A 26934-nucleotide genomic window follows, 5' to 3' on the forward strand; every position below is an offset into this window, starting at 1 on the left:
AAAAGTCCTGAATACGTTGTTTGCCCGCGCCGGCACCTTGCCTGAAACGTCAGCCCTTCGGGTCAAACGCCTGCCGCAAGGCATCGCCGATGAACACCAGCAGCGACAAGATCAGCGCCAGGGCAAAGAACGCGGTAAAGCCCAGCCACGGTGCCTCCAGGTGTTGCTTGCCCTGGGTCACCAACTCCCCCAGCGAGGCGCTGCCCGCGGGCATGCCGAAACCGAGGAAGTCCAGCGCGGTCAGCGTGGTGATGGCCCCGGTGAGCATGAACGGCACGTAGGTCAGTGTGGCATTCAAGGCATTGGGCAAGATATGCCGAAGCATGACCTGGCTGTCTGGCAAACCCAGCGCCCGGGCTGCCTTGACGTATTCCAGGTTGCGCCCCCGCAGGAACTCGGCCCGTACCACGTCGACCAGGGTCAGCCATGAAAACAGCGCCATGATCCCCAGCAGCCACCAGAAATCCGGCTCGACGAACCCGCTGAGGATGATCAGCAGGTACAACACCGGCAGCCCGGACCATACCTCCAGCAGGCGCTGGCCGAACAGGTCGACCCAGCCGCCGTGGTAGCCCTGCAGGGCGCCTGCCGTCACCCCGATGACCACGCTGATCACGGTCAGGGCAAAGGCAAACAGCAAAGACACCCGCGTGCCATACAGCACCCGGGCCAGCACATCACGGCCCTGGTCATCGGTACCCAGCCAGTTGCTGCTGCTCGGTGGGCTGGGCGTGGGGACCTGCAAGTCGTAGTTCGGGGTGTCGGCGCTGAACGGGATCGGTGCGAACAGCATCCAGCCGCCCTGGTCCTCGATCAGCTTGCGCACGTAGGCGCTGCGGTAGTCGGGCTGGAACGGCAGTTGGCCGCCAAATTGCTGCTCGGTATAACGCTTGAGCGCCGGTACGTACAGTTCGCCTTGGTAGCCCAGCAGCAACGGCTTGTCGTTGGCCACCAGTTCGGCACCCAGGCTCAGCGACAGCAGGGCGGCGAATACCCACAGCGATACCCAGCCCAGGCGGTTGCGGCGAAAACGTTGCAGGCGCCGGCGCGCCATAGGCGACAACATCAGTGTGCCCTCGTGTCGAAGTCGATGCGCGGGTCCAGCAAGGTGTAGGCCAGGTCGCCGATCAGGCGGATCAGCAGCCCTGCCAAGGTGAAGATGAACAATGTGCCGAAGACGATAGGGTAGTCGCGGGACACGGCGGCGTCATAGCTCATGCGGCCCAGGCCATCCAGAGAAAAAATCACCTCGATCAGCAGCGAGCCGGCAAAGAACACGCTGATCAGTGCCTGTGGCAGCCCGGCCACCACCAGCAGCATGGCGTTGCGCAAAACATGCCCGTAGAGCACCCGCCGCTCGCTCAGGCCCTTGGCCCGGGCGGTGACCACGTACTGGCGCGAAATTTCGTCGAGGAAGGCATTCTTGGTCAGCAAGGTGAGGGTGGCGAACCCGCCGATCACCAGGGCGCCGACGGGCAGTACCAGGTGCCAGAAGTAGTCGGCCACCTTGCCGAGCAGGGTCAGCTCGTCGAAGTAGTCGGAAACCAGGCCGCGCACCGGAAACCAGTTCAGCGAAGTGCCGCCGGCAAATACCACGATCAGCAACAGGGCGAACAGGAACGAGGGCAGGGCGTAGCCGACCACGATCAGTGCGCTGCTCCAGGCATCGAAGTGGCTACCGTGGCGCACCGCTTTGCGAATGCCCAGGGGGATGGACACCAGGTAGGTGATCAGCGTGGCCCAGAAGCCCAGCGACAGGGTGACCGGCAGTTTGTCGAGGATCAGGTCGGTGACCTTGGCACCGCGGAAGAAGCTGTTGCCGAAGTCCAGCCGGGCATACTGGCCCAGCATCAGCCAAAGGCGCTCGGGCGCAGACTTGTCGAAGCTGTACTGGCGCTTGATCTCTTCGATCAGTTTGGGGTCGAGCCCGCGGGTGGCGCGTGATTCACCGTGCACAACCTCCGAGCGCGCACCGGGGGCGCCACCGCCGATGCCTTGCAGGCGCGCCACGGCTTGTTCCACCGGGCCGCCTGGCGCGGCCTGCACGATGACGAAGTTGACCAGCAGAATCGCCAGCAAGGTCGGAATGATCAGCAGCAGGCGGCGCAACAGGTAGCGGGTCATGGGGCGGCGTTCCGGCGTATGGCCATCTGTTCATTGGTCAGCGCGGTTGGACTGATCTCCCACCACGTGTCCAGGCCTTCATCGTAGGTGGCCTGAACCTTGGGCAAGCCGAAGCGGTTCCACCAGACGGTGGAGCTGCCTGGCGGGTAGTAGTTGGGGATCCAGTAGTAATTCCACTGCAGCACCCGGTCCAGGGCGTGAGCGTGGCGCAGCATGTCGGCCTCGCTGGCAGCGCGTACCAGGCCGTCGATCAGGTGGTCGACGGCCGGGTCCTGCAGCACCATCAGGTTGTTCGAACCGGGGTCGTGGGCAGCGGCCGAGCCGAAGTAGTTGTACAGCTCGGCACCCGGTGAAAGCGTCACCGGGTAGCCGGTCACGACCATATCGTAGTCACGGGCCATCAGCCGGTTCACGTACTGCGCCGAGTCGACGTTACGGATGTTGAGGGTAACGCCGATCTGTGCCAGGTTGCGCTTCCAGGGCAACAGCAGGCGCTCCATGCCGGCCTGGCCGTTGAGGAAGGTGAACGCCAGTGGCTCACCTTCGCGGTTGACCAGGCGGTCGCCATCGGCATGCCAGCCGGCCTGCTGCAGCAGGGCCAGGGCTTGCAACTGCTGGGCGCGGATGATTCCCGAGCCATCAGTGACCGGTGCCGTGAACACGTGGTCGAAGACTTCCTGCGGCACCTGGCCACGCAGCGGTTCGAGCAGTTTCAGCTCGCCGGCATCGGGTAGCTGGCGGGCGGCCAGCGGTGTATTGGAGAACACGCTCTGCTGGCGGATGTACAGGTTGCGCATCATCTGCCGGTTGCTCCACTCGAAGTCCCAGAGCATGCCCAGTGCCTGACGCACACGGCGGTCCTTGAACTGCGGCCGGTCCAGGTTGAACACGAAGCCCTGGGCTACCTGCGGTTTGGCCGGGCCCAGGTGGGCCCGTTGCAGGCGACCGTCGTCCAGTGTGGCGCCGTTGTAACCCAGGGTGTAGGCGGTTGCGGAGAACTCGCGGTTGTAATCGTAGCCCCCGCCCTTGAGCACCTGGCGCGCCACCTCGGTGTCGCCGAAGTACTCGATGCGCAGTTTGGCGAAATTGTAGCGGCCACGGCTGGCCGGCAGGTCACGGGCCCACCAGGTGGGGTCACGCTCGAAGGTGATGCTGCGGCCATTGTCGATCTGGCCGATGCGGTAGGGCCCACTGCCGACCGGTTTGTCGAAGCCGGCCCCGTTGGCGAAATCGCGTTGCTGCCAGTCGTGCTCGGGCAGCACGGGCAAGCTGGCCAGGTCCAGCGCCAGGGTACGGCCGTGCCCGGGCTTGAAGTCGAAGCGGATGCTGCGCGGGCCTTCCACGGTCACCGCGCTGACGTCGGCGAACTGGGTGCGGTAGGTCAGGCTGCCTTTGCTCATCAGCAGGTCGTAGGTGAAGCGCACGTCTTCGGCGCGCACCGGCTTGCCGTCGGCAAAGGTCGCCCGTGGGTCGATATCGAAACGCAGCCAGGCGTCATCCGGGCCACGCTCCATGCGCCGGGCGATCAGCCCATAGACGGTGTAGGGTTCGTCGAATGAGCGCACGGCCAGGGGTGCGAACAACAGGCCATCGACCTGGCTGACACCAATACCTTTGTCGATGTACGGCAGGATATGGTCGAACTGGCCAATCTCGATGGCCGAGCGGCGCAGCATGCCGCCCTTGGGGGCGCTGGGGTTCACATAGTCGAAATGCTGGAAACTGGCGCCGTAGCGGGGGGCTTCGCCGTACACCGTGAGGGCATGGGTGGGGGCGGCCAGGGTATCGAGGGCGAAACAAAGCAGCAACAGGCACCACAACCCATGCAGAAGCGGGTTACCCCGCGAATACGCCCGAGCATGCAGCCTCGTTGCCTGAGCTGACGTATTCGCGTGTGAACCCGCTGCCACCGGGGGCATGAACAGCTGTTGGCTGCTTAGTCCTGACGGCTGGTGACTTCCAGCAGGTGGTAGCCGAACTGGGTCTTTACCGGGCCTTGCACGGTATTCACAGGTGCGCTGAACACCACGGTGTCGAATTCCTTGACCATCTGGCCTGGGCCGAACGAACCCAGGTCACCGCCCTGGCGGCTGGACGGGCAGGTGGAGTTGGCTTTGGCGATTTCAGCGAAATCGGCACCGGCTTCGATCTGGGCTTTCAGTTCGTTGCACTTGTCTTCGCTGGCAACGAGGATGTGACGGGCGGTTGCACGGGCCATTGGTACTGCTCCTTGGGGTAAAAAGTGCAAGCCTAGCGCACTTGTCCGGGGTATGTCTCGCCAGGCTTGCAACCATCGGCTCACAGTTGTTGTGCGGCTTCGCGCAACAGCGTTTCGGTCGAGGCCCAACCCAGGCAGCCGTCGGTGATCGACACGCCGTACTTCAGGGCGCCCTTGCCCAGCGCCTGGCAACCGTCGAACAGGTGGCCTTCGATCATCACGCCGACCAGCGAGCGGTCGCCGCTCAGGCGTTGCGCCAGCACCTCATTGAACACCGCAGGCTGGCGCGCTGGGTCCTTGCCGCTGTTGGCATGGCTGCAATCGACCATGATCCGCGGCTGCAAGCCAGCCTTGGCCAGCGCCTGGCGGGCGAGGGCAATGCTAGGGGCATCGTAGTTGGGCCCTTTGTGGCCGCCGCGCAGTACCAGGTGGGTGTCGGGGTTGCCCAGGGTTTCGATGATCGCCGGGTGGCCTTGCGCGTCCAGGCCGAAGTGGCGGTGCGGGTGTGCGGCGCTGCGCATGGCGTCGCTGGCTACGGCAATACCCCCGTCGGTGCCGTTCTTGAAGCCCACCGGCAGCACCAGGCCACTGACCATTTCGCGGTGGATCTGCGATTCGGTGGTACGCGCGCCGACCGCAGCCCAGGCCAGCAGGTCGTCGAAGTAGCCCGCGGCCAGCGGTTGCAGCAACTCGGTGGCGATGGGCAGGCCGCGCTCGATCATGCTAAGCATCAGCCCGCGAGACAGGGCGATGCCGGCATGCATGTCGTCGCTGCCATCCAGGTGCGGGTCATACGCCAGGCCTTTCCAGCCCACCGTGGTACGCGGTTTTTCGACGTAGGCGCGCATCACCAACAGCAGCTTGTCGTCGACGTCGCGGCTGAGGGCGGCCAGGCGGTCGGCGTATTCCAGCGCGGCGCGCGGGTCGTGGATCGAGCACGGGCCGACGATCACCAGCAGGCGCTGATCGTGGCCTTCGAGGATGTTGCGTATAGCCTGGCGGTGGGCATGTACTTGCTGGGCCAGGTCTGTGGCGAGCGGCATTTGCTGTTTAAGCAGGTGCGCACTGGGGAGGCGCTGGCTGACTGCGGTGTTGGCCGCTTGCGGCTGGGTCAGGGGCAGGGCGAGGCTGGAGGCGTGCATGGCATTTTTCCCTGGGCGGACGGCGGGGGCTGGCCCGCTCGGTCGGCCCTATCGAGGTGTTCGACAGATCGTTGAATTACTGTTGGCTGCTGCATTGCCACCTGTGCAAGACCGATCGGAGGCGGCTGGCTGGCCCGAGCGGGATTGGCTAAATCGCCAGGTGTAGGTGTCGGCGTAGTAATAGGTGGCGTAGTTCATGAAGCTGTCCTCAATGTGAATCAATGGTTTTTTCAAAGGCCTGAAACGCAAAACCCCCGGTCGGGGAGCCGACCGGGGGTTTGAGTATTCTCATGTTCGGCGGCCCCTCGAAGGTGGGCGCCGTGCAGGTATCGGCGCCTAGTGGCTAAACCAATACCCGAAGTAATAGCTTGCTGGAGCTACGCAGCCGGCAACGGCCAGCACAGGGCGCGGTTGGCGACCGGTGTGGTTAGCGAGGTGGCGGATGTGTGTTGGCATGTTGCGCTCCAGTGAATGAGCCCGAGCTTACTGCAGTTCGGCTGGGCCATTCAATGGATAAATACTATATGTTCAATCATTTATTTGTGTACTGAATGGTTAAACGGCCCTGTCAACGGCTGTCCTGATCTTCAGCGGTGCCACCGCTGGCGCCGGCACCCGAGCCCGTAGCCTCGCCGGTGCTGTTGGAGCCGCCCGTGGCGCCATCGGCGGCATCGGTGCTGCTGCCGGTGTCGCTGCTGTCATTGCTTTTGCCGCTGCCAGGGGTGTTGACGCTGCTGCCCTCACCGGCAGTCTTGCCGCCAGATTGGTCGGTTTGTGGGTGGCTGTCGGTGTTGGTGGCCGTGGCGGCGAAGCTGGTGCCAGCGAGTGGGGTCAGCGCCAGTGCCAGGCACAGGGAGAGCGGGCGAATGCGGATCATGGGATATCTCCATCGTTCGGATGATCTGTCATTCGTTTGGCCTGGTGAGCCGGGCTGGGTGCCGTTCGGGCGACGAGCGGTAAGCGCAACAAGCGATGGGGGCCGCTGCGCCGGGCCGGCGATCAGCGAGGTTGCGCGTATTCCTGCAGCAGCTCGGGGCTGTTGAAGTTGCTCAAGCGGCGATCGTCTGCGCTGCACTCAAGCGCTTGCACCTTGGCGCGCAACAGGGCCTTCTGCAAGCTCCGCTCACCCTCGGCCCAGGCTTGCTCCAGCACCGGCAGCAACCGGCGCGGCAGTACGCTGAACATCGGCTGCCAGTAGCCGCCCTGGTGCGCCATCGCGGCACTGTCATTGGCCGCAGCAACCCGCAGCAGGTCTTCGATCAGTGCGCGGTCAACCAGCGGTGCATCGCAGGCCAGTACCACCACCCATGCATGCCGCGCCACCTTGAGCCCGGCAATCACCCCCGCCAGCGGCCCGGGGAAGTCGTTGTCGGCATCGCCCACCAACTGGTCGGCATACACCCGGTAGGCCTGCTGGTTGCGGTTGCAGGAAATCACCAGGTCGTCAGTCAGGGGCCGCAGCACGCGATGGATTGCGGCCACCAGTGGCTCGCCCTGCCAGCTGATCAAGCCCTTGTCACGGCCGCCCATACGCTGCCCGCGGCCTCCCGCGAGGATCAGGGCAGAGCAGGTGAGCAATTGTTCAGTCATTGGCTAAAGTCCGAGGCAGGTACGCAGGCAACCCTCACACGCACGACAGCGGTTGTCCAGCGGACGTAAACGCGGGGCCAGGACACTGACATTTTTGCCAGTTGTGCCCGCCGCTGCTTCTCCCTTGAATAGGGCTGCAGCCTTGCCCTCGCAATGAGGGCAAGCCAGATTCCCAGGAGAAGGCAATTGAACAAAGCGCAACTTATTGAACAGGTAGCAGCGCGCGCCGAACTCAGCCAGGCGATGGCCAAAAAGGCAGTCGATGCCTTCATCGACGGGATCAAGGCGTCGCTGAGCACACACACACCTGTCGCTTTGGTGGGTTTCGGCAGGTTCGAGACTGCCCGAAGGCCAGCGCGGGTCGGCAGGGACCCGCGGTCTGGCAAACCGTTGAAGATTCCGGCGGCGATGACGGTCAAGTTTCGAGCTGGCAAGGCCCCCAAGGACGCCGTCAGATTAAACGGGGAGGCCGACGCCAAGACCAAACCCCGCAAGTGAACGAAGAGGGTCCCTGGGGACCCCCATTCAGGGGCTGTCGTGCAGCGCCTCGCCGGCCGTTGCGGTTTTGCGCGTGCCAGCCAGCCGCATCACGCTGACGAAGAACACCGGCACGAATACCACCGCCAACGTTGCGCTCAGCATGCCGCCGATAACCCCGGTGCCGATCGCCTGTTGGCTGGCCGAGCTGGCACCGCTGGCGATCGCCAAGGGGACCACGCCGAGGATGAACGCCAGCGATGTCATCACGATCGGCCGCAGGCGCAGGCGGGCGGCCTGTACGGCGGCATCGGCGGCGTCCACGCCTTGGTCGACCAGGTGCTTGGCGAACTCGATGATCAGAATGGCGTTCTTCGCCGACAGGCCAATCAAGGTGATCAGGCCGACCTTGAAGAACACGTCGTTGGGCATGCCCCGCAGGGTTACCGCCAGGACCGCACCCAGCACGCCGAGCGGCACTACCAACAGCACTGCGGTGGGTATCGACCAGCTCTCGTACAGCGCAGCCAGGCACAGGAACACCACCAGCAGCGACAGCGCCATCAACATCGGCGCCTGGCTGCCGGACAGGCGTTCTTGCAGCGACAGGCCGGTCCATTCCAGGCCGGCACCGGCGGGCAGTTGCGCCACCAGGCGCTCGATTTCGGCCATGGCTTCGCCCGAGCTGTAGCCGGCGGCCGGTTCGCCGGAAATCGACACCGCCGGGTAGCCGTTATAACGCGTCAGTTGCACCGGGCCGCTGACCCATTTGGCCTGGACGAACGCGGCCAACGGCACCATCTTGCCGCTGCTGTTGCGCACATGCATGTTCAGCAGGTCTTGCACCTGGCTGCGCTGGTCGCCTTCGGCCTGCACCACCACGCGCTGCATGCGGCCCTGGTTCGGGAAGTCGTTGACGTAGCTGGAGCCCACTGCCACGTCGAGTACCGAGCCGATATCGGCAAACGTCACGCCCAGGGCATTGGCCTGGCGGCGGTCGATCTCCAGCTGCACCTGCGGGCTTTCCGCCAGCGAGGCTTCGCGCACGTTGCTCAGTACCTTGCTCTTGCCGGCCTGCTCGAGCAGCTGGTCACGCGCCGCCATCAGCGCGCGGTGGCCCATGCCACCCCGGTCCTGCAGGCGGAACTCGAAGCCGGTCGACTCGCCAAGCCCGTCGATGGGCGGCGGCAGCACGGCGTAGGCCACCGCATCCTTGAGTTGCGTGAAGGCCTGGTTGGCGCGCTCGGCAATCGACTGGGCAGTGTGTTCGGCACCGCGCTCGGACCAGTCCTTGAGGGTGGTGAAGGCCAGCGCAGCGTTCTGCCCGCTGCCCGAGAAGCTGAAACCCAGGATCAGTGTGGTGTTGCCGACCCCCGGTTCTTCACTGTTGTGCGCCTCGATCTGGGCGGCCACCTGTTCGGTGCGCATGCGGCTGGCGCCCGGCGGCAGCTGGATGTCCGTAATGGTGTAGCCCTGGTCTTCGGTGGGCAGGAACGCCGTGGGCAGCTGGCTCAAGCCATAGCCCAATACCCCCAGCAGCAGCGCATACAGCAACAGGTAGCGCCCGCTGCGTTGCAGCGCTTGCATGACCCAGCGCTGGTAGCCATCGCTCATGCCCTCGAAACGGCGGTTGAACCAGCCGAAGAAACCCTTGCGTGCATGCTGTTCGCCCTTGGCCACAGGCTTGAGCAGCGTGGCGCACAGTGCCGGGGTCAGGCTGAGGGCGAGGAAGGCCGAGAACAGGATCGATACCGCCATGGCGACCGAAAACTGTTGGTAGATCACACCCACCGAACCTTGCATGAAGGCCATGGGCAGGAACACCGCCACCAGTACCAGGGTGATGCCGATGATCGCGCCGCTGATCTGGCTCATGGCCTTGCGCGTGGCTTGCCGGGGCGGCAGGCCTTCTTCGGCCATGATGCGTTCGACGTTTTCCACCACCACGATGGCGTCATCGACCAGGATGCCGATGGCCAGCACCATGCCGAACAGGGTCAGCACGTTGATCGAGAAACCCAGCGCCAGCATTACGGCGAAGGTGCCCATCAGTGCCACCGGTACCACCAGGGTCGGGATCAGCGTGTAGCGCAGGTTCTGCAGGAACAGGAACATCACCGCGAACACCAGCAGCATGGCTTCGAACAGGGTACTGATGACCTGCTCGATCGACACCTTGACGAACGGCGAGGTGTCGTAGGGGATGTCGTACCTGACCCCCTCGGGGAAGTAGCGCGCCAGGTCCTGCAGTTTCGCCCGTACCAGGGTGGCGGTCTGCATGGCATTGGCGCCCGGTGCCAGCTGCACGCTGAAGGCCGTGGCCGGCTTGCCGTTCAAGCGGGTGCCGTACTGGTATTCCTGTGCGCCGACTTCCACCCTGGCGACATCGCCAAGGGTGACCACGGAGCCGTCGGGGTTGGCGCGCAGCACAATGGCGGCGAACGCTTCCGGCGTGCTCAGCTGGCCTTTGACCACCACGTTGGCCGTGATTTCCTGAGTGCTGCGGCTGGGCAGGTCGCCAATGCTGCCAGGGGCTACCTGGGCGTTCTGGCCGGCGATGGCGTCGGCCACGTCGTTGGGCGTGAGGTTGAAACCGACCAGTTTGCGCGGGTCGATCCAGATGCGCATGGCCCGTTCCGAGCCATACAGCTGGGCCTTGCCGACGCCTTTGAGGCGGCGTATTTCATCCATCACGTTACGCGCCAGAATGTCCGACAGGGCGGTTTCGTCGAGTTTGCCATCTGTGGAGGTGAGGGTGGCCAGCAGCAGAAAGCCGGTGGACACCTTCTCGACCTGCAGGCCCTGCTGGGTGACCGGCCGCGGCAGGCGGGACTCGACCACCTTCAGGCGGTTCTGCACGTCGACCTGGGCCAGGTCCGGGTGGGTGCCCGGGGCGAAGGTGGCGGTAATGGTGGCGCTGCCCAGGCTGCTCTGGGATTCGAAGTACAGCAGGTTGTCGGCGCCGTTGAGTTCCTGTTCGATCAGGCTGACCACGCTTTCGTCCATGGTGGCTGCCGAGGCGCCGGGGTATACGGCGTAGATCTCGACCTGCGGCGGTGCCACGTTGGGGTATTGGGCCACCGGCAGTTGCGGGATGGCCAGCGCGCCGGCCAGCAGGATGAACAGCGCGACCACCCAGGCGAATACCGGGCGGTCGATGAAGAATTGCGGCATGGGTCAGGCCCTCACTGGCCGTTGTGCTGTACGATGGGCGGCGTTTCTGGGCTGGGGTCGACCTGCACCTGGTCGCCGGCCTTGACGTGCTGCAGGCCCTCGATGACCACGCGCTCACCAGCGGCCAGGCCGGCGCTGACGATCCAGCGGTCGCCCAGGGTATTGCCCAGCACCACCTCGCGCTCGCTCACCCGCGCCTGCGAGTCGACCACCAGTACCTTGGGCTCCCCGGCGCTGTCACGCAGAATGGCGCGCTGCGGCACACTCAGGCCGTGGGGTTGCACGGCCTGCTCGAGGCGCACGCGCACGTAGCTGCCGGGCAACAGGTCCAGGTCCGGGTTGGGGAACTCGCTGCGCAGGGTGATCTGGTTGGTGCTGGGGTCGACGCTGATGTCGGAGAACAGCAATTTGCCCGGCAGTGGGTAGGCGCTGCCGTCGTCCTGGATCAGCGTCGCCCGGGCCTGACCGTCGCCCACCTGCTGCAGCTCGCCCGCGCGCAAGGCGCGGCGCAGGGCATTGAGCTCGCGGGTGGATTGGGTGACATCGGCGTGGATCGGATCCAGTTGCTGGATGGTCGCCAGCGGGGTGCTCTCGTTTTGCCCGACCAGCGCGCCTTCTGTGACCTGGGCACGGCCAATTCGCCCGGAGATGGGCGCGGTGACCGTGGCATAGCCGAGGTTGAGGCGTGCGCGCGCCAGTGCCGCCTTGGCTTCGGCTACGGCGGCATCGGCCTGCAGCAGGCTGGCCTTGGCATTGTCGTATTCCTGGCGGCTGACCGCCTTGTCGTCGACCAGCTGGCGGTAGCGCTGCTCTTGCAGGCGGGCCTGGTAGCGAGTGGCTTCGGCCTTGGCCAAGGTTGCGCGAGCACTGTCGTGGTCGGCTTTGAACGGCGCCGGGTCGATCAGGAACAGCACATCGCCTTGCCTGACGTCACTGCCTTCGCGGTACACCCGCTTGAGCACCACGCCGGCGACCCGCGCGCGCACTTCTGCGGTACGCGGGGCCAGGATGCGGCCACTGAGTTCGCTGCTGATGGCCAAGGGCTGCAGTTGCAGGGTTTCCACCCGTACTTGCGGGGTGGGCGCCTGTTCGTCTTGCTCGGCGCTGTTGCCGCAGCCGGCCAGGGACAGGCTCAGAAACGCCAGAAGCGCCACTGGGCGCAGGCGAAGGGAGAGGATAGTAGGCATGCGGATCTTCCGATGATGACGGGGTATATGCTACGGCAGGCATTGCTGGGCGGCTGTTAATACCTGTAGGGCGAGTGTGAAAAAATGTAAAGAACAAGCCTGTGGTGTTGCAGTGTTCTATATCCTGAGTATTCCTGTGCCGGCTTCTTCGCGGGCTTGCCCGCTCCCACAAGGACCGCACAGTATCTGAAATCTGTGCTGTACCTGTGGGAGCGGGCAACCCCGCGAAGAGGCCGGCAAGGTCCAACACAACCTAGATTCCCAAGCACCTATGCCGAATATTCTCCTGGTCGAAGACGACAGCGCCCTGTCCGAGTTGATCGCCAGCTACCTGCAACGCAACGACTTCCACGTCCAGGTGATCGCCCGCGGCGATCATGTGCTGGACGAGTACCGCCGGCAAAAGCCCGATCTGGTCATTCTCGACCTGATGCTGCCGGGCCTCGATGGCCTGCAGGTCTGCCGCCTGTTGCGCCAGGAATCGCAAGGCTTGCCGATCCTGATGCTGACCGCCCGTGACGACAGCCACGACCAGGTACTGGGCCTGGAAATGGGTGCCGACGACTATGTGAGCAAACCCTGCGAGCCCCGTGTGCTGCTGGCGCGGGTGCGTACCTTGCTGCGCCGCAGCAGTGTCAACGAGCCACGGCTGGACCACGACCTGATCGTGATCGGCGGCCTGCGCATCGACCTGGCCGAACGCACGGTCAGCTGGCGCGGCGACGAAGTGGAGTTGTCCAGCGGCGAGTACAACCTGTTGGTGGTGCTGGCGCGCAACGCCGGCGAAGTGCTGAACCGCGACCGCATCCTGCAGCAACTGCGGGGCATCGAATTCAATGGCACCGACCGCTCGGTGGACGTGGCCATTTCCAAGCTGCGGCGCAAGTTCGACGACAACGCCGGTGAAGCGCGCAAGATCAAGACCGTATGGGGCAAGGGCTATCTGTTCAGCCGCGTCGAGTGGGAGTGCTGACCGGCCATGCTCAAGATCCTGGTGCGGCTGTACCTGGTGATCATCATTGCCTATGCCGGTGCGCTGCTGCTTATCCCCGACAGTATCGTCGGCCTGTTCCATGACCGGTTCATGGCCTACAACCTGGACCAGGCCAAGGGTGTGCAGTCGATGGTCGTGCGCCAGTTCCGCCAGGCGCCGCGCGAGCAGTGGCCAGCGGTAGCGCAGGAGCTGGCCGGTGATTTCGCACCGCTGCAACTGCGGCTGTTGCCCATGGACCAGGCGGGCCTGAGCGACCAGGAGCAGGCGCGCCTGGCGCAGGGGCTGCACGCGGTACGCATTGGCGAGTGGGGCTATTACGAAACCGTGCTGGCCCCCTTGGACAAACAGTGGCTGGTAGAGCTGCATTCGCCGCCCGACCCGTTCGACATCAACGTATTGTCCTGGGGGGTGACCGTCTTGATCGGTGCCGCCATGCTCGGCTGCCTGCTGCTGTGGGTGTGGCCGCACTGGCGTGACCTGGAGCGCCTGAAGGAAACCGCACGGCGCCTGGGCCAGGGGCACATGGCCGAGCGTACGCACATCTCGCCGCACTCCAACATCGGTGAGCTGGCCGGGGTGTTCGATACCATGGCCAGCGACCTTGAGCGGCACGTCAACCAGCAACGCGAGCTGCTCAATGCGGTGTCTCACGAGCTGCGTACGCCGTTGACCCGGCTCGACTTCGGCCTGGTGCTGTTGTTCGACGAAGTGCCGCCAGCCAGCCGCAAGCGCTTGCTGGAACTGGTTGGCCATGTGCGCGAGCTGGATGAGCTGGTGCTGGAATTGTTGTCGTATAGCCGGCTGTACAACGCCGACCAGGCCCGCGAGCGGGTCGAGGTGTCGTTGCTGGAACTGGTCGACAGCGTGCTGGGGGGGTTCGCCGAGGAGCTCGATGGCCGTGGCATCCAGTGGGAAGTTCGCGCCGAAGGCGAGCTACCCCGCTTTGTGCTCGACCCGCGGCTCACCGCCCGGGCCGTGCAGAACCTGGTGCGCAATGCCATGCGTTACTGTGACCAGAGCCTGTTGCTGCGCTTGTGCCTGGACCAGGACGGCGCGTGCCTGTTGACGGTGGAAGACGACGGTATCGGCATTCCGGTAGCGGAGCGGGAGCGGATCTTCCAGCCGTTCTACCGGCTGGACCGCAGCCGTGACCGGAACACCGGCGGTTTTGGCCTGGGCTTGGCGATCAGCCGGCGTGCGATCGAGGGCCAGGGCGGTACGTTGACTGTCGCACAGTCGGCGCTGGGCGGGGCGCAGTTCCGCATCCGCTTGCCTGCCCGTTAGCAGGCGGCAGGGGCGTACGGGCTTTTTCTTCTCGGCCAGTTCTTGTAGGTTTACAGTTCTTCAAGCCAGGGAGCTGAACATGCAAGGCAAGGCACGCAAGATCGTTCAGGCCATTCTTTACGAGGCCATCGCCGTCGCCTGCGTGGCCCCGGCACTGGCGTTGGCGTTCGGCGCCGGCATGGCGCAATCCACAGTGCTGTCGGTGCTGATGTCAGGCATCGCCATGAGCTGGAACATGGGTTACAACTGGGTGTTCGAGCGCTGGGAGGCGCGCCAGCAGCGGCGTGAACGTACGTTCACCCGGCGCCTGCTGCACGCTCTGGGTTTCGAGGGTGGGTTGGTGCTGATCCTGCTGCCGCTGGTGGCCTACTGGCTGAACGTCAGTCTGTGGGCGGCGCTGCTCACCAACCTGGCATTGTTCGTGTTCTTCTTCGTCTACGCCTTCGTGTTCCAGTGGGGCTTCGACAAAGTGTTCGATGTGCCGCTGTCGGCGCAGCAAGCCAAGTGTTGACGTGAGCCTGCGCGGCAGGCTAAGTTCCTGGCCTATGAACACCTACCTGCACGTGAACGCCATTATTATTACCGCCATTATCAGCTTGGCGGGCTAGCGCGTACGTGCACCGAACCCGCCCTGGAGGCGGGTTTTTTCTCTCTGACTCCTGGGCAACGTAAAAACGCCAAGGAGTCATCGATGACCAGCTTCAGCACCCACCGTACCCCAGCAACCCCCCAGCAACTGCTGTCGGAGCATGTGCGGCGCATTCTTGCCGCGCCGGTGTACGACCTGGCTATCGAAACGCCGCTGCAAGCTGCCCCGGCCTTGTCTGCCCGCCTGGGTAACCAGGTGTTGCTCAAGCGTGAAGACCTGCAGCCGACTTTCTCGTTCAAGATCCGCGGTGCCTACACCCGCCTGTCGCGGCTTGGCACCGCGCAACGCGAGCGCGGGGTCATCACGGCGTCGGCGGGCAACCATGCCCAGGGCGTGGCCCTGGCAGCTGCGCACCTGGGCATGCAGGCCACCATCGTCATGCCCACCACCACACCGTCGTTGAAGGTGGAGGGGGTGCGCTCGCGCGGTGGCCGTGTGGTGCTGCACGGCGAGAGCTTCCCGCATGCCCTGGCCCATGCCTTGAAACTGGCCGACCAGGCCGGCGCCACCTTCGTGCCGCCGTTCGATGACCCCGATGTCATCGCTGGCCAGGGTACGGTGGCCATGGAAATACTGCGCCAGCACCCGGGTGCGCTGGACGCCATCTTCGTGCCGGTGGGCGGCGGTGGCCTGATCGCCGGTATCGCCGCCTACGTGAAGTACCTGCGCCCCGAAGTGAAGGTGATTGGCGTCGAGCCGGCCGACTCCAATTGCCTGCAAGCGGCCATGGCTGCAGGGGAGCGGGTGGTCCTGCCGCAGGTGGGCAGCTTTGCCGATGGGGTGGCGGTGGCGCAGGTCGGCGCGCATTGTTTCGAGTTGTGCCGGCATTTCGTCGACGAGGTGCTGACGGTGAGCAGTGACGAGCTGTGCGCAGCGATCAAGGATATCTACGATGACACCCGTTCCATCACCGAGCCTTCCGGCGCATTGGCGGTGGCCGGGATCAAGCAGTATGTGGCGCAGCACGGTGCACAAGGGCAGACCCTGGTGGCGATCGATTCCGGCGCCAACGTCAACTTCGACCGTTTGCGCCATGTGGCCGAGCGCGCCGAACTGGGCGAGCAGCGCGAGGCAATCATTGCGGTGACCATCCCGGAGCAACCCGGCAGCTTCCGGGCGTTCTGCCAGGCACTGGGCAAACGCCAGATCACCGAGTTCAACTACCGCTACTACCCCGGCCAGCAGGCGCGCCTGTTCGTCGGGGTGCAGACCCACCCGGTGCACGACCCGCGCAAGCAACTGCTGGCCAGCCTGGCTGGGCAGGGTTACGCCGTACAGGACCTGACCGACAACGAGTTGGCCAAGTTGCATGTGCGCCATACCGTGGGCGGTCATGCCGCCTCAGGGGCTGCTGAGCGGGTGCTGCGCTTCGAGTTCCCGGAGCGGCCAGGGGCGTTGTTGGGCTTTCTGGAGCGCTTGGGCAAGCACTGGAACATCAGCCTGTTCCATTACCGCAACCATGGCGCGGACCTGGCCCGGGTGCTCGCCGCCCTGGAAGTGCCGGCGCAAGAGCTGGCGGGCTTGCCGACGGCGCTGGATGCCATGGGCTACCAGTACTGGGATGAGACCGACAACCCGGCCTACACACTGTTCCTGGGCTGAGCCGGGGTTGGCGGGTACGCGGTCAAGCGGCCCCGCCGCGCCGTTCAGCGCGCACCGCGCCCGTAGGCCTGGCTGATGCGGTCGATAACCATGGCCAGGGCGACGATCGCCAGCCCGGCTTCCACACCCTGGCCTACGTTCAAGGTCTGGATACCGGCCAGCACATCCTCACCCAAGCCGCGCGCGCCGATCATCGACGCCACCACCACCATCGACAAGGCCATCATCACCGACTGGTTCAGCCCGGCCATGATGCTGGGCAGCGCCAGCGGCAGGGCTATGCGCCGCAACCGCTGCCAGCGGCTGGCGCCCAGCCCATGGGCGGCCTTGAGCAACGACGGGTCGATCTGGCTCAGGCCCAGCTGGGTCAGGCGCACCAAGGGTGGCAGGGCATAGATCAGGGTGGCGAATACAGCCGGCACCTTGCCCAGCCCAAACAGCATCAGCACCGGGATCAGGTACACGAACGCCGGCAGTGTCTGCATCACATCCAGAACCGGCAGCAACAACCGCCTGGCCAGTGGCCGGGCGGCCAGCAGGATGCCCAGCGGTACGCCAACCAGTATGCACAAACCCGTACTCACCAGCACCAAGGCCAGGGTCTGCAGCAGTTTGTCCCACAGCCCGAGCATGCCGATCAGTGCCAGCAGGGCCACCAGCACCACGCTGCGCAGCAGGCTGCGGCTGGCGTGCCAGGCCAGCAGGCCGACCATCGCCAGCAGCAGCCACCAAGGCACCAGGCGCATCAGGTTCTCCAGCCCGACCAGCACCTGCAGCAACTGGTCGGACACGTTGCGCAAGTGGTCGCCGTAGTGCAACACCAGCCAGTCGACCACGCGGTTGACGCTGTCAGCGATGGAAAACTGCAAGGCTTGAGGGAAACCGTCGCTCACAGGCTGGCCTCGACCTTGGCGGCGATATCGGCGGGCAGCCAGGCCTTCCATACCTCGCGGTTATCGCGCAGGAAGGCCAGCGCGGCTTCGCGCGGTGGCGTGCGCTTTTCACTCATGTTCGCCAGCGCCTGGTTCAGGCGCTGGATTGGCAAGTCGACCTGCTCGAAGACACGCACAAGGTCTGGATAGCCATCGCGAAACGCCTTGGACACCCCGATCGACAATTTCGCCGGAAGTGACTGGCTGCCTTGGGGGTTGGGGTTGCTTGCATCGGTGAGGGTGGCCCAGGCGTTGGCATCGAACGGGGGTTCTTGCAGGCGTACGAGCTTGTAACGGCCCATGAGGGGGGTAGGGTTCCAGTAGTAGAACAGCACGGGCTGGCCACGGCGGATGGCCGAGGTGATTTCAGCATCCATGGCGGCACCGGAGCCACTGCGGAAGTTGGTGTACAGCTCATTCAAACCGTAGGCCTTGAGCTTCTGGCTGTTCACGGTTTCGGAGGTCCAGCCGCTGGGGCTGTTGAGGAAGCGGCCTTTGTCGGGCGACTCGGGGTCGCGAAACACCTGCGGGTAGCGCTTGAGGTCCTGGACTTGGCGCAGGTCGGGGGCACTGGGCTTGATGCCACGGGCAGGATCGCCCTCGATCACATAGGCCGGCACCCACCAGCCTTCTTCGGCATTTTTTACCGTGTCGCCCAGGGCGAACACCTGGCCGGCCTGCTCGGCCTTGACCCAGGCGGGGCTGCGCCCGGCCCACTCCTCGGCGATGACCTGAAGGTCGTTACGTGCCAGCGCCACCTCCATGCTGACCGTGCTGCCGGGCAGGGTGTCGGTGGGGTAGCCGTAGCCGCGCTCGACAATCAGCCGCAATATCTCGGTGGTGAGTGCGCCGCTTTCCCAGCTGATGGCGCCGAAATGAATGGGGGCGGGCTGGTCGGCCGCTGCTGCGCTATCGGTGCTGGCCAGGCCAACCGTCAGCAGCAGCCCGGCCAGGAGCGCGGGGATTGTTTTCATGTGCACCTCGTCGTCGACAGTGCGGCAAGTGTAGACGACGAGGTTGCCCTGGGGGCCACTGGCGCCCCCAATGCTTCAGACGCGGAACTGGTCCATCAGCGCCTGCTGCTGGTTGGCCAGGCTGTTCAGCGACTGGCTGACCCGGGCTGACTCATTGGCCTGGCCGGACAGCGATTCGGTCACGTCACGAATGGTGGCCACGTTGCTGTTGATTTCCTCGGCCACCGCGCTTTGTTCCTCGGCGGCCGAGGCAATCTGCAGGTTCATGTCGGTGATCACCGTCACCGCCTGGCCGATGCGCTGCAGCGCGGTCACCGCCTGGCCGACCTGCTCGACACCGCCCTGCGCCTGGCGGTGGCTCTGGTCCATGGCGCCGACCACTTCGCGGGTGCCGTTCTGCAGCGCCTCGATCACCTGGCGGGTTTCTTCCACCGACTCCTGGGTGCGTTGGGCGAGGTTGCGCACCTCGTCCGCAACCACCGCAAAGCCCCGGCCGGCCTCGCCGGCGCGTGCTGCCTCGATGGCGGCGTTGAGCGCCAGCAGGTTGGTCTGTTCGGCAATCGAGCGGATCACTTCCAGCACCGAACCGATCTTCTCGCTGTTCTGTGCCAGGCCCTCGACCTCGGCCATGGCATCGCTCATGTTGGCGGCCAGGGCGTCGATGCTGCTGGTGGTCCGATCGATCACCGCCAGGCCTTCCCGGGTGGCCTGGTCGGCATCGCGTGCCGCCTGGGCGGCCTGGGCGGCGCTGCGTGCCACATCCTGGGCGGTGGCGCTCATTTCGTGCGAAGCGGTGGCTACCTGGTCGACCTGGCGGTACTGCTGCTCCATGCCGGCGCTGGTTTCAGTCGCGATCGCCGAAGACTGGTCGGCGGTACCCCGGGCGGCCTGCACCGAGCGTTTCACCTCGGCGATGGTCGGTTGCAGCTTGTCGAGAAAACGGTTGAACCAGCCGGCCAGTTCACCGAGTTCGTCCTGCTTCTGGTAAGCCAGGCGCCGGGTGAGGTCACCTTCGCCGCTGGCGATATCCTTGAGCATGGCGGCCACGCCAAGAATCGGCCGGGTGACCCCGCGCGCCATCAGCCATACCAACAGCAGGCCGGCGATCGCGGCAGCCAGGCCCAGGCCGAGTTCCAGCAAGGTTCCGCTGGTGTTCAGTGTGTCCAGTTCCTGCTTCAGTGCTTCAGCGGGGCCGGTCAGGGCATTTTCCGGCACATCCAGCAACACGCCCCAGGGCTGGGCATCAGGGATTGGCCGGAACGCGGCAAGCACTTTCAGGCGCTGCTGGTCATGCAGAATGCTCAGCTTGCCAGCGGCCAGCCTGCGCACCAGTTCGGCGCCATGGGCCGGGTCGACCTGGTCGACGCGCTGGGCCAGCTTGCTGGCGTCGGCGCTGTAGCCGGCCAGCAAGCCGACCGGGCTGAGAATGCCGACCCGGGTGCGGCCCTCGTACAGGTTGCGGCTGGCCTCTTCGCTGAGTGCCTGCAGGCTGTTGAGGTTGATGTCGATGGACAGCGTGGCGATGATCTTGCCATTGACCGTCAGCGGGAAAACGATACTGGTCATCAGCACTTGCTGGCCGTCGATGGCATAGAAGTACGGCTCCACCACGCACACCTTGCCGGTAGTGCGCGGGCATACCCACCAGGTGTTGGCCGGCTGGCCACTGGGGCCGATCTCGGTGTTGGCCATGTCATGTTCAGGCAGTGCCATGGCCGTCAGCTGGCCGGCACGCGGCTGCGACCAGTACAGGGCGAAGCGCCCGGTCTCGTTGCTGCCCAGTTCCGGTTTGTCGGCGAACAGGTTGTCCTTGTTGTCCAGTGCATTGGGCTCGAACACCAGCGACAGGCCAAGCAGGTCGGGGTTGGCCTGCAAGGCGGCGCGTACCTGGCGCGTCATGTCCTCGCGCAGGTCGAAGGCATCGAGAAAGCGCTTTTCGGCCTGTTCGCGCAGGAACAGCACCTGGCGGGCGAAACCGGCACCGTACTGGTAGGCGTCCATGAACTGGCGGCGAATGTTCAACGCCTGTACTTCACCTTGCGACTCGATGCGCGACTGCGCCGCCTCGGTCAACATCTGCATGCTGCTGGCCTTGACCAGGTCCGAGCTGTGGTCCATGCGGTACAGCGACAGGCCGACGAGCAGGGTGACGATGCTGGCCAGGCAAAGGCCGGCGAGCAGGGTGATCTTCCACTGGATGGAGAGTTGTCGCAAAGGCATGGGGCGGTTCCCTTTTTCAATGCAGTAAGGGTTATGGCTTTGGGCAGGGTGGGCAGGTCGTGGGGGCAGGCAAGTGGCCCCAACATCACCGTATCGGCGCTGTAGGATTTTTCTTTATTCAAACATTCAATTTAAATTTGTCCCCGGTGAAATCCGCCGCAACCTGGCAATTTTGACATCTGCCGCCCACTGCTTCAGAGTTCGCGCTTTTTTCTGTCGTAAAGAGGTAAGCCCACCATGAATGCAGTGATCGCCGCGGTCGGCATCATGCTGATACTCAGCCTGTCCCGCGTGCACGTGGTCATCGCCCTGATCATTGGCGCCCTCGTCGGCGGCCTGACCGGTGGCCTGGGAATGGAAGGCACACTCAAGGCCTTCAACGGCGGCCTCGGTGGTGGGGCCACGGTGGCCTTGTCCTATGCATTGCTGGGCGCCTTTGCCGTGGCGATCGCCAAGTCCGGCCTGGCCCATGCCCTGGCCGACCGCGCCCTGGCCATGATCGACCGCCAGGGCCATGCCAATGCTGGCAAGCTCAAGTGGCTGATGATCGGCCTGATGCTGGCGGTGGCGGTGTCGTCGCAGAACATCCTGCCCATTCACATCGCCTTCATCCCGCTGCTGGTGCCGCCGCTGCTGTATGTGCTGACCCGCCTGCGCATCGACCGGCGGCTCATCGCCTGCGTGATCACCTTCGGCCTGATTACCCCCTACATGTTCCTGCCGGTGGGCTTTGGCAACATTTTCCTCAATGAAATCCTGTTGGCCAACGTGGCCCGCGCCGGTGTCGACGTGAGCGGCATCAACGTCACCCACGCCATGGCGATCCCGGCTGCCGGCATGCTTGTCGGCCTGTTGCTGGCCGTGTTCGTCAGCTACCGCAAGAAACGCGACTACGACCTGGCACGCATTGCCCAGGTGGAGCAGGTGAGCGTGCAGTACAACCCGGTGACGCTGCTGGTGGCCGGGCTGGCGATTGCGGCGGCGTTCATCGTGCAACTGCTGCTCGATTCGATGATCATCGGCGCCATGGTCGGCTTTCTGATCTTCTCGTTGTCGGGCATCGTCAAGTGGCGCGACACCGACGACCTGTTCACCGAGGGCATGAAGATGATGGCCATGATCGGCTTCATCATGATCGCCGCCTCGGGCTTTGCCGAGGTGATGAAGGCCACGGGCGAGGTGAACAGCCTGGTGCAGGCTTCGGCGCAGTGGATCGACCACAGCAAGGGCGTAGGTGCCTTGCTGATGCTGCTGGTGGGGCTGCTGGTGACCATGGGCATCGGTTCGTCGTTTTCCACCGTGCCGATCCTGGCTGCGATCTTCGTACCACTGTGCGTCCAACTGGGCTTCGACCCGCTGGCCACGGTATGCATCGTCGGCACTGCCGGTGCCCTGGGTGACGCCGGCTCGCCGGCGTCGGACTCCACCTTGGGCCCGACCTCCGGGCTTAACGTGGATGGCCAGCACCACCACATCTGGGACACCGTGATCCCGACCTTCATCCATTACAACCTGCCGTTGCTGGCGTTCGGCTGGCTGGCGGCCATGACCTTGTAAGGCGGGGCGGGCGTCAGCCTTTGCCAGGCGGCGGCGAAATGCGGTTGAGCACGGTGCTGCCGTCCTTGCTGCGGGTCAGGTAGACCGGCAGCACCTTGGGCAGGTTGTTGACCAGGCGTTCCACCTCACGGGTATTGTAGACACCGCTGATGCGGATGCGCCCGGTGCTGGCATCGGCCAGCCGCAACGGCGCGTCGAGGTAGCGGTTGATCACCGGTAGTGCCTGTTCCAGGCTGAGGTTGTCGAGCACCAGTTTGCCGCTGCGCCAGGCCAGGCTATTGCCAACGTCGCCGCTCTGTTCCAGTTGCGGTTCGAAGTCGCCCTTGTGGTAGCTGGCCTGCATGCCAGGGCCAAGGCGATAGCCGCCGTCGCTGCCGTCGCTGGAGACCAGCACCGAACCTTCCAGCAACGTGACCTTGACCTGATCACGATACTTCCACACGTTGAACTGGGTGCCGGTCACGCGCGTCTGCCCGCGGCCGGCGCGCACGATGAACGGGTGGCTGCTGTCGTGCCAGACCTTGAAGAACGCTTCGCCACGCTTGAGTGTGACCTGGCGCTGGTCCTTGTAATTGAGGAAGGTCAGCTCGCTGTGCAGGTTGAGTTGCACCTGGCTGCCGTCGCTCAGGACCACGCTCTGCATGTGGTCAGTCGCTTCGAAGTGCTGGTAGCGATTGGGCAACCAACCCTGTTCCCAGCCGAACCAGCCCGCCAGTGGCAGCACGGCCAGGGCGATGGCGGCGGCAGAAGCCAGGGGCCGCCAGTTACGCCGGCGCCTGATGGCGATGGCCGCTGGGTTGACGTCCATGATCGTGGCGGTGCGCGGCAGCAGGTCGGCGGTTTGCCAGATTTCCAGCATGGCCTGGTACTCATCGGCATGCCTGGGGTCAGCCGCCTGCCAACGCAGGAATGCCTCGCGCTCGGCCGCCGTGCAATCGTCTGCATGCAAGCGCATGCACCAATGCGCGGCGGCGTCGGTGATCGCATCGTCAGGGGTGGGCTTGAGGCGGTCTTGGTTCATTGCGGCTCCGGGTTTTGCGCATTCTACCCTTGCGCATGGGCCCCGGAGAACCTGGGTAATGGCGAATGACTATCAGTTGTGCCGGTTTTCCGCTGGAATTGCAACGGTTTTGAGCGTTTGAGAACCTTTCGCGCCCGCCGTCAGAACTGCGCTGCTGCCAGCCCGTACAGGCTGGCACTGCCTGCACGAATGCTGGCCTCCAGTGCCAACTCGCGCGGCAACACGCGCTGGAAGAAAAAGTCCGCACAGGCCAGCTTGGCGCCGTAAAACCCGCTGTCTTCATGCTGTTTGGCCAACGCCACCGCCGCCATGCGTGCCCACATATAGGCATACGCGGTAAGCCCGAACAGCTGCAGGTACTCCACCGCCACCGCACTGACCAGGTTCGCGTCTTCAGTGGCGCGTGCCTGCAACCACGCGCTGGTGGCCTCCAGCCGCGTCAGGCTTGCCTGCAAGGCTGCCCGGTGCAGTGGGGCTTCCAGGCTGAACGCCCGTACCTCGGCGGCGAAGCTGGCCAGTGCCTGGCCGCCGTCAGCCAGCACCTTGCGCCCCAGTAAGTCGAGGGCCTGGATGCCGTTGGTGCCTTCGTAGATCTGCGCGATGCGCACATCACGTACCCGTTGCTCCTGGCCCCATTCGCGAATGTAGCCGTGGCCACCGTACACCTGCTGGCCGAGCACGCAGCTTTCCAGGCCGTTGTCGGTGAAGAACGCCTTGGCCACCGGGGTCAACAGCGCCACCATGCGCTGGGCCTGCTCGCGTTCACTGCCAGCTTCGGCATAGCGCGCCAGGTCGAGCTGCTGGCCCACATAGGCGGCAAACGCCCGGCCCCCTTCGGTGAGGGTGCGCATGGTCAACAACATGCGCCGCACATCGCCGTGGTGGATGATCGGGTCGGCGGCTTTGTCCCGCAGCTGCGGGCCCACGGCGGCGCGGCTCTGCAGGCGCTCGTTGGCGTAGCGGGCAGCCGCCTGGTACGACGCCTCGGCACAGCCGATGCCCTGGATGCCGATCGACAGGCGTTCATAGTTCATCATGGTGAACATGGCCGCCAGGCCCTTGTTCGGGGCGCCCACCAGATAACCCGTGGCTGCATCGAAATTCATCACGCAGGTGGCCGAGGCCTTGATGCCCATCTTGTGTTCGATCGAGCCGCAGTGGGCAGCATTGCGCTCGCCCAGCCGGCCATTGGCGTCAACCAGGAACTTGGGCACCAGGAACAACGAGATGCCCTTGGCACCGGCGGGCGCATCGGGCAGCTTGGCCAGCACCAGGTGGATGATGTTCTCGGTCAGGTCCTGCTCGCCGCCGGTGATGAAGATCTTGCTGCCGGTGATGCGGTAGCTGCCGTCGGCCTGGGCTTCGGCGCGGCTGCGGATCAACCCCAGGTCGGTGCCGGCATGCGGCTCGGTCAGGCACATGGTGCCGGCCCAGCGCCCTTGGTAGAGGGGCGGCAGGTAAGTGGCCTTGAGCGCCTCGCTGGCGTGCGCATCGATCGCCAGGCAACTGCCAGCGCTCAGCGCCGAATACAAGCTGAAGCTGCAGTCGGCCGCGTAGAGCATCTCTTCGAACAGCACCCCCAGCATCTTCGGCATGCCCATGCCGCCATAGGCCGGGTTGCCGCCCAGGCCGACCCAGCCGCCCTCGCGGTAGGTGTTCCACGCTTCGCGGAAGCCATCGGGCGTCGTGACGCTGCCGGCGTCGAAACGCACGCCTTGCTCGTCACCCTGGCGGCTGAGCGGGGCGACCAGCTGGCTGCTGACCTTGGCCGCTTCTTCCAGAATGGCGTCGGCGGTGTCGGCGTCTATGTGCTCGGCCAGGGCCGGCAGGCGCGCCCACAGGGCCGGGGCGTTGAATACATCGTGCAGTACGAAGCGCATGTCGCGCAGGGGGGCAGTGTAGGTGGTCATTGGCGGCTCTGGAAAAATGGCACATCAGGGTTGGCCCTTCGCGGCTGATCCCGCTCGCGCAACAGCGGGCGCATGTGGGTCAAGCCGCGAACAGGCCCCATGGGGTCAGAGGGTTCTGGCGCGGTCGCGCAGCAAGTACTTCTGGATCTTGCCGGTGGAGGTCTTGGGCAGCTCACCGAACACCACCGTCTTCGGCACCTTGAACCCGGCCAGGTGCTCGCGGCACCAGCTGCTGATGTCGGCTTCGCGCGTGTCTTCGCGGCCGGGCTTGAGGGCGACGAAGGCGCACGGGGTTTCGCCCCACTTTTCGTCCGGGCGGGCCACCACGGCGGCCTCCAGCACTGCCGGGTGCTTGTACAGTGCGTCCTCGACTTCGATGGTGGAGATGTTCTCGCCGCCGGAAATGATGATGTCCTTGAGCCGGTCCTTGATCTCCACATAGCCATCGGCGTGCCACACGGCCAGGTCGCCGGTATGGAACCAGCCCCCACGGAAGGCTTCAGCGGTAGCTTCCGGGTTTTTCAGGTAGCCCTTCATCACGGTATTGCCGCGCATGAAGATCTCGCCCAGGGTGTTGCCATCGCGCGGCACAGGTTCGAGGCTTTGCGGGTCCGCGACCATCAGCCCGTCGAGGGTGGGGTAGCGTACCCCCTGGCGGGCCTTGATTTGCGCACGCTCTTCCAGCGTCAGCGCATCCCATTCCTCGTGCCAGGCGCACACGGTCACCGGGCCGTAGACCTCGGTCAGCCCATAGGTGTGGGTCACCTTGATGCCCATTTGCTCGACGGCGCCAATGACCTTGGCCGGGGGCGCTGCGCCGGCCACCATCGCCTGCACCGGGTGCTCGATGGCAGCCTTGGCTGCCTCGGGCATGTTGACCAGGGCGTTGAGTACGATCGGCGCACCGCACAGGTGGCTGACCCGGTGTTCGCGGATCAGGTTCAGGACCTTTTGCGGGTCGACCCGGCGCAGGAACACGTGGGTGCCGGCCAGGGCGGTGATGGTCCAGGGGTAGCACCAGCCGTTGCAGTGGAACATCGGCAAGGTCCACAAGTACACCGGGCGATGGCCCATGGCCCAGGTCATCTGGTTGCCAATGGCGTTCAGGTACGCGCCACGGTGGTGATAGACCACGCCCTTGGGGTTGCCGGTAGTGCCGGAGGTGTAGTTGAGCGAAATGGCCTGCCACTCGTCATCCGGCCAGTCCCAGGCAAACGCCGGGTCGCCCTCGGCAAGCAGGGCTTCATAGTCCAACGTGCTGACTGCTCGGCCCTCACCGTATTCCGGGTCATCCACATCCACCACCAGTGGCGGGTGCTCGAGCAGGGCCAGGGCGGCTGCGATGACCGTGTGGAATTCGCGGTCGGTGATCAGCACCTTGGCCTCGCCATGCTGCAGCATGAAGGCAATGGCCTCGGCGTCCAGGCGCACATTCAGGGTATTGAGTACGGCACCGGTCATCGGCACGCCGAAATGCGCTTCGAGCATGGCCGGGATATTCGGCAGCATGACCGCTACCGTGTCGCCACGGCCAATGCCGCGGCCGACCAGGGCGCTGGCCAGGCGTCGGCAGCGTTGGTAGGTTTCCTGCCAGTTACGGCGGATGGCACCGTGAATGACCGCGGGGTAGTCGCCGTACACGGCGGCGGTGCGCTCGATGAAACTCAGCGGGGTGAGGGCGACATGGTTGACGGCAGCGGGCTGCAGGCCCTGGGCATAGATCGACATGCGGTAGTCCTGTAAGGGAGGCAGGCGCAGCGGCTGCTGCCTGGCCCCCGGTGGCTGATTGTTAGCTCTGTTCAGGGTGCACAGGGAGGCGCACGGTGGGGCGCTCCCTCTGTCGCATTTTTACGCGAATGGCTATGGTAATAGGAATATC

Annotated in this window: 21 protein-coding genes; 6 read left to right on the forward strand and 15 right to left on the reverse strand. The window is 64.9% G+C overall.

Annotation, left to right across the window (positions count from 1 at the left end):
- Nucleotides 1–49 precede the first annotated feature (49 nt).
- The 7 genes from QME24_RS02020 to mobA all read right to left on the reverse strand — a co-directional run bounded on the left by QME24_RS02020 (nucleotide 50) and on the right by mobA (nucleotide 7074).
- Nucleotides 50–1066, reverse strand: a complete 1017-nt coding sequence (locus QME24_RS02020) for an ABC transporter permease (RefSeq protein WP_232892117.1) — start codon at nucleotides 1064–1066, stop codon at nucleotides 50–52.
- Nucleotides 1066–2124 carry a microcin C ABC transporter permease YejB gene (gene yejB / locus QME24_RS02025; RefSeq protein WP_280091098.1) on the reverse strand — a complete coding sequence of 353 codons (1059 nt, stop codon included), beginning with the start codon at nucleotides 2122–2124 and terminating at the stop codon, nucleotides 1066–1068. Before yejB ends, QME24_RS02020 begins: the two co-directional genes overlap by 1 nt.
- Entirely contained in the window at nucleotides 2121–4043 is a 1923-nt protein-coding gene (locus QME24_RS02030; RefSeq protein WP_280091099.1) for an extracellular solute-binding protein, read from the reverse strand. The genes yejB and QME24_RS02030 overlap by 4 nt, the downstream gene beginning before the upstream one ends.
- Before the next feature lie 17 nt (nucleotides 4044–4060).
- Nucleotides 4061–4342: a peptidylprolyl isomerase gene (locus QME24_RS02035; protein ID WP_009686645.1), complete on the reverse strand. Its 282-nt coding sequence runs from the start codon at nucleotides 4340–4342 to the stop codon at nucleotides 4061–4063.
- An 80-nt stretch (nucleotides 4343–4422) separates the two neighbouring features.
- Nucleotides 4423–5484, reverse strand: a complete 1062-nt coding sequence (locus tag QME24_RS02040) for a 3-deoxy-7-phosphoheptulonate synthase (protein WP_280091100.1) — start codon at nucleotides 5482–5484, stop codon at nucleotides 4423–4425.
- A 568-nt stretch (nucleotides 5485–6052) separates the two neighbouring features.
- Nucleotides 6053–6361 (reverse strand): hypothetical protein, encoded by a 309-nt coding sequence (locus QME24_RS02045; protein WP_029884859.1) that lies wholly within the window; start codon nucleotides 6359–6361, stop codon nucleotides 6053–6055.
- A 122-nt stretch (nucleotides 6362–6483) separates the two neighbouring features.
- The gene (gene mobA, locus QME24_RS02050; protein ID WP_054904455.1) at nucleotides 6484–7074 is read right to left on the reverse strand and encodes a molybdenum cofactor guanylyltransferase MobA; all 591 of its coding nucleotides are present in this window, start codon (nucleotides 7072–7074) and stop codon (nucleotides 6484–6486) included.
- A 186-nt stretch (nucleotides 7075–7260) separates the two neighbouring features.
- On the opposite strand from mobA, the gene QME24_RS02055 reads away from it, so the two are divergent.
- Nucleotides 7261–7572, forward strand: a complete 312-nt coding sequence (locus tag QME24_RS02055; RefSeq protein WP_054904454.1) for an HU family DNA-binding protein — start codon at nucleotides 7261–7263, stop codon at nucleotides 7570–7572.
- A 27-nt stretch (nucleotides 7573–7599) separates the two neighbouring features.
- Here QME24_RS02055 and QME24_RS02060 read toward each other — a convergent pair whose 3' ends face one another.
- Together QME24_RS02060 and QME24_RS02065 are read right to left on the reverse strand one after the other, a co-directional pair.
- Nucleotides 7600–10725, reverse strand: coding sequence for an efflux RND transporter permease subunit (locus QME24_RS02060; protein ID WP_054904453.1), 3126 nt, complete (start codon nucleotides 10723–10725; stop codon nucleotides 7600–7602).
- A gap of 11 nt (nucleotides 10726–10736) precedes the next feature.
- On the reverse strand, nucleotides 10737–11912 hold the full coding sequence (locus tag QME24_RS02065) for an efflux RND transporter periplasmic adaptor subunit (RefSeq protein ID WP_280091101.1): 1176 nt from the start codon (nucleotides 11910–11912) through the stop codon (nucleotides 10737–10739).
- Between the two features lie 271 nt (nucleotides 11913–12183).
- Between QME24_RS02065 and QME24_RS02070 the strand changes: the two genes are divergently transcribed.
- The 4 genes from QME24_RS02070 to ilvA all read left to right on the forward strand — a co-directional run bounded on the left by QME24_RS02070 (nucleotide 12184) and on the right by ilvA (nucleotide 16441).
- Complete coding sequence (locus QME24_RS02070) at nucleotides 12184–12885, forward strand: response regulator transcription factor (protein ID WP_009686653.1); 702 nt, start codon at nucleotides 12184–12186, stop codon at nucleotides 12883–12885.
- A gap of 6 nt (nucleotides 12886–12891) precedes the next feature.
- The gene (locus QME24_RS02075; RefSeq protein WP_029884853.1) at nucleotides 12892–14190 is read left to right on the forward strand and encodes an ATP-binding protein; all 1299 of its coding nucleotides are present in this window, start codon (nucleotides 12892–12894) and stop codon (nucleotides 14188–14190) included.
- A 79-nt stretch (nucleotides 14191–14269) separates the two neighbouring features.
- Complete coding sequence (locus QME24_RS02080) at nucleotides 14270–14701, forward strand: PACE efflux transporter (protein ID WP_009686655.1); 432 nt, start codon at nucleotides 14270–14272, stop codon at nucleotides 14699–14701.
- Nucleotides 14702–14881: 180 nt separating this feature from the next.
- Entirely contained in the window at nucleotides 14882–16441 is a 1560-nt protein-coding gene (gene ilvA / locus QME24_RS02085) for a threonine ammonia-lyase, biosynthetic (protein ID WP_082414583.1), read from the forward strand.
- Nucleotides 16442–16485: 44 nt separating this feature from the next.
- Here ilvA and QME24_RS02090 read toward each other — a convergent pair whose 3' ends face one another.
- The 3 genes from QME24_RS02090 to QME24_RS02100 form a co-directional block, all read right to left on the reverse strand.
- Nucleotides 16486–17334 (reverse strand): proline/glycine betaine ABC transporter permease, encoded by an 849-nt coding sequence (locus tag QME24_RS02090; protein WP_280091102.1) that lies wholly within the window; start codon nucleotides 17332–17334, stop codon nucleotides 16486–16488.
- Nucleotides 17331–18347, reverse strand: coding sequence for an ABC transporter substrate-binding protein (locus QME24_RS02095; protein WP_054904448.1), 1017 nt, complete (start codon nucleotides 18345–18347; stop codon nucleotides 17331–17333). The genes QME24_RS02090 and QME24_RS02095 overlap by 4 nt, the downstream gene beginning before the upstream one ends.
- Nucleotides 18348–18422: 75 nt before the next feature.
- The gene (locus QME24_RS02100; RefSeq protein WP_054904447.1) at nucleotides 18423–20567 is read right to left on the reverse strand and encodes a methyl-accepting chemotaxis protein; all 2145 of its coding nucleotides are present in this window, start codon (nucleotides 20565–20567) and stop codon (nucleotides 18423–18425) included.
- A gap of 237 nt (nucleotides 20568–20804) precedes the next feature.
- Between QME24_RS02100 and QME24_RS02105 the strand changes: the two genes are divergently transcribed.
- Nucleotides 20805–22124 carry a Na+/H+ antiporter NhaC family protein gene (locus QME24_RS02105; RefSeq protein ID WP_115294019.1) on the forward strand — a complete coding sequence of 440 codons (1320 nt, stop codon included), beginning with the start codon at nucleotides 20805–20807 and terminating at the stop codon, nucleotides 22122–22124.
- Nucleotides 22125–22137: 13 nt separating this feature from the next.
- Here QME24_RS02105 and QME24_RS02110 read toward each other — a convergent pair whose 3' ends face one another.
- From QME24_RS02110 to QME24_RS02120, 3 genes are all read right to left on the reverse strand, one after another.
- Nucleotides 22138–23145, reverse strand: coding sequence for a FecR family protein (locus QME24_RS02110; RefSeq protein ID WP_280091103.1), 1008 nt, complete (start codon nucleotides 23143–23145; stop codon nucleotides 22138–22140).
- Nucleotides 23146–23285: 140 nt separating this feature from the next.
- Nucleotides 23286–25055 carry an acyl-CoA dehydrogenase C-terminal domain-containing protein gene (locus QME24_RS02115; protein ID WP_182365099.1) on the reverse strand — a complete coding sequence of 590 codons (1770 nt, stop codon included), beginning with the start codon at nucleotides 25053–25055 and terminating at the stop codon, nucleotides 23286–23288.
- Between the two features lie 105 nt (nucleotides 25056–25160).
- Nucleotides 25161–26783, reverse strand: coding sequence for an acyl-CoA synthetase (locus QME24_RS02120; RefSeq protein WP_009686666.1), 1623 nt, complete (start codon nucleotides 26781–26783; stop codon nucleotides 25161–25163).
- Nucleotides 26784–26934 lie beyond the last annotated feature (151 nt).

The sequence above is a fragment of the Pseudomonas sp. PARCl1 genome (assembly GCF_947311875.1).
In the GTDB taxonomy this organism is placed as follows: Bacteria; Pseudomonadota; Gammaproteobacteria; order Pseudomonadales; family Pseudomonadaceae; genus Aquipseudomonas; species Aquipseudomonas juntendi.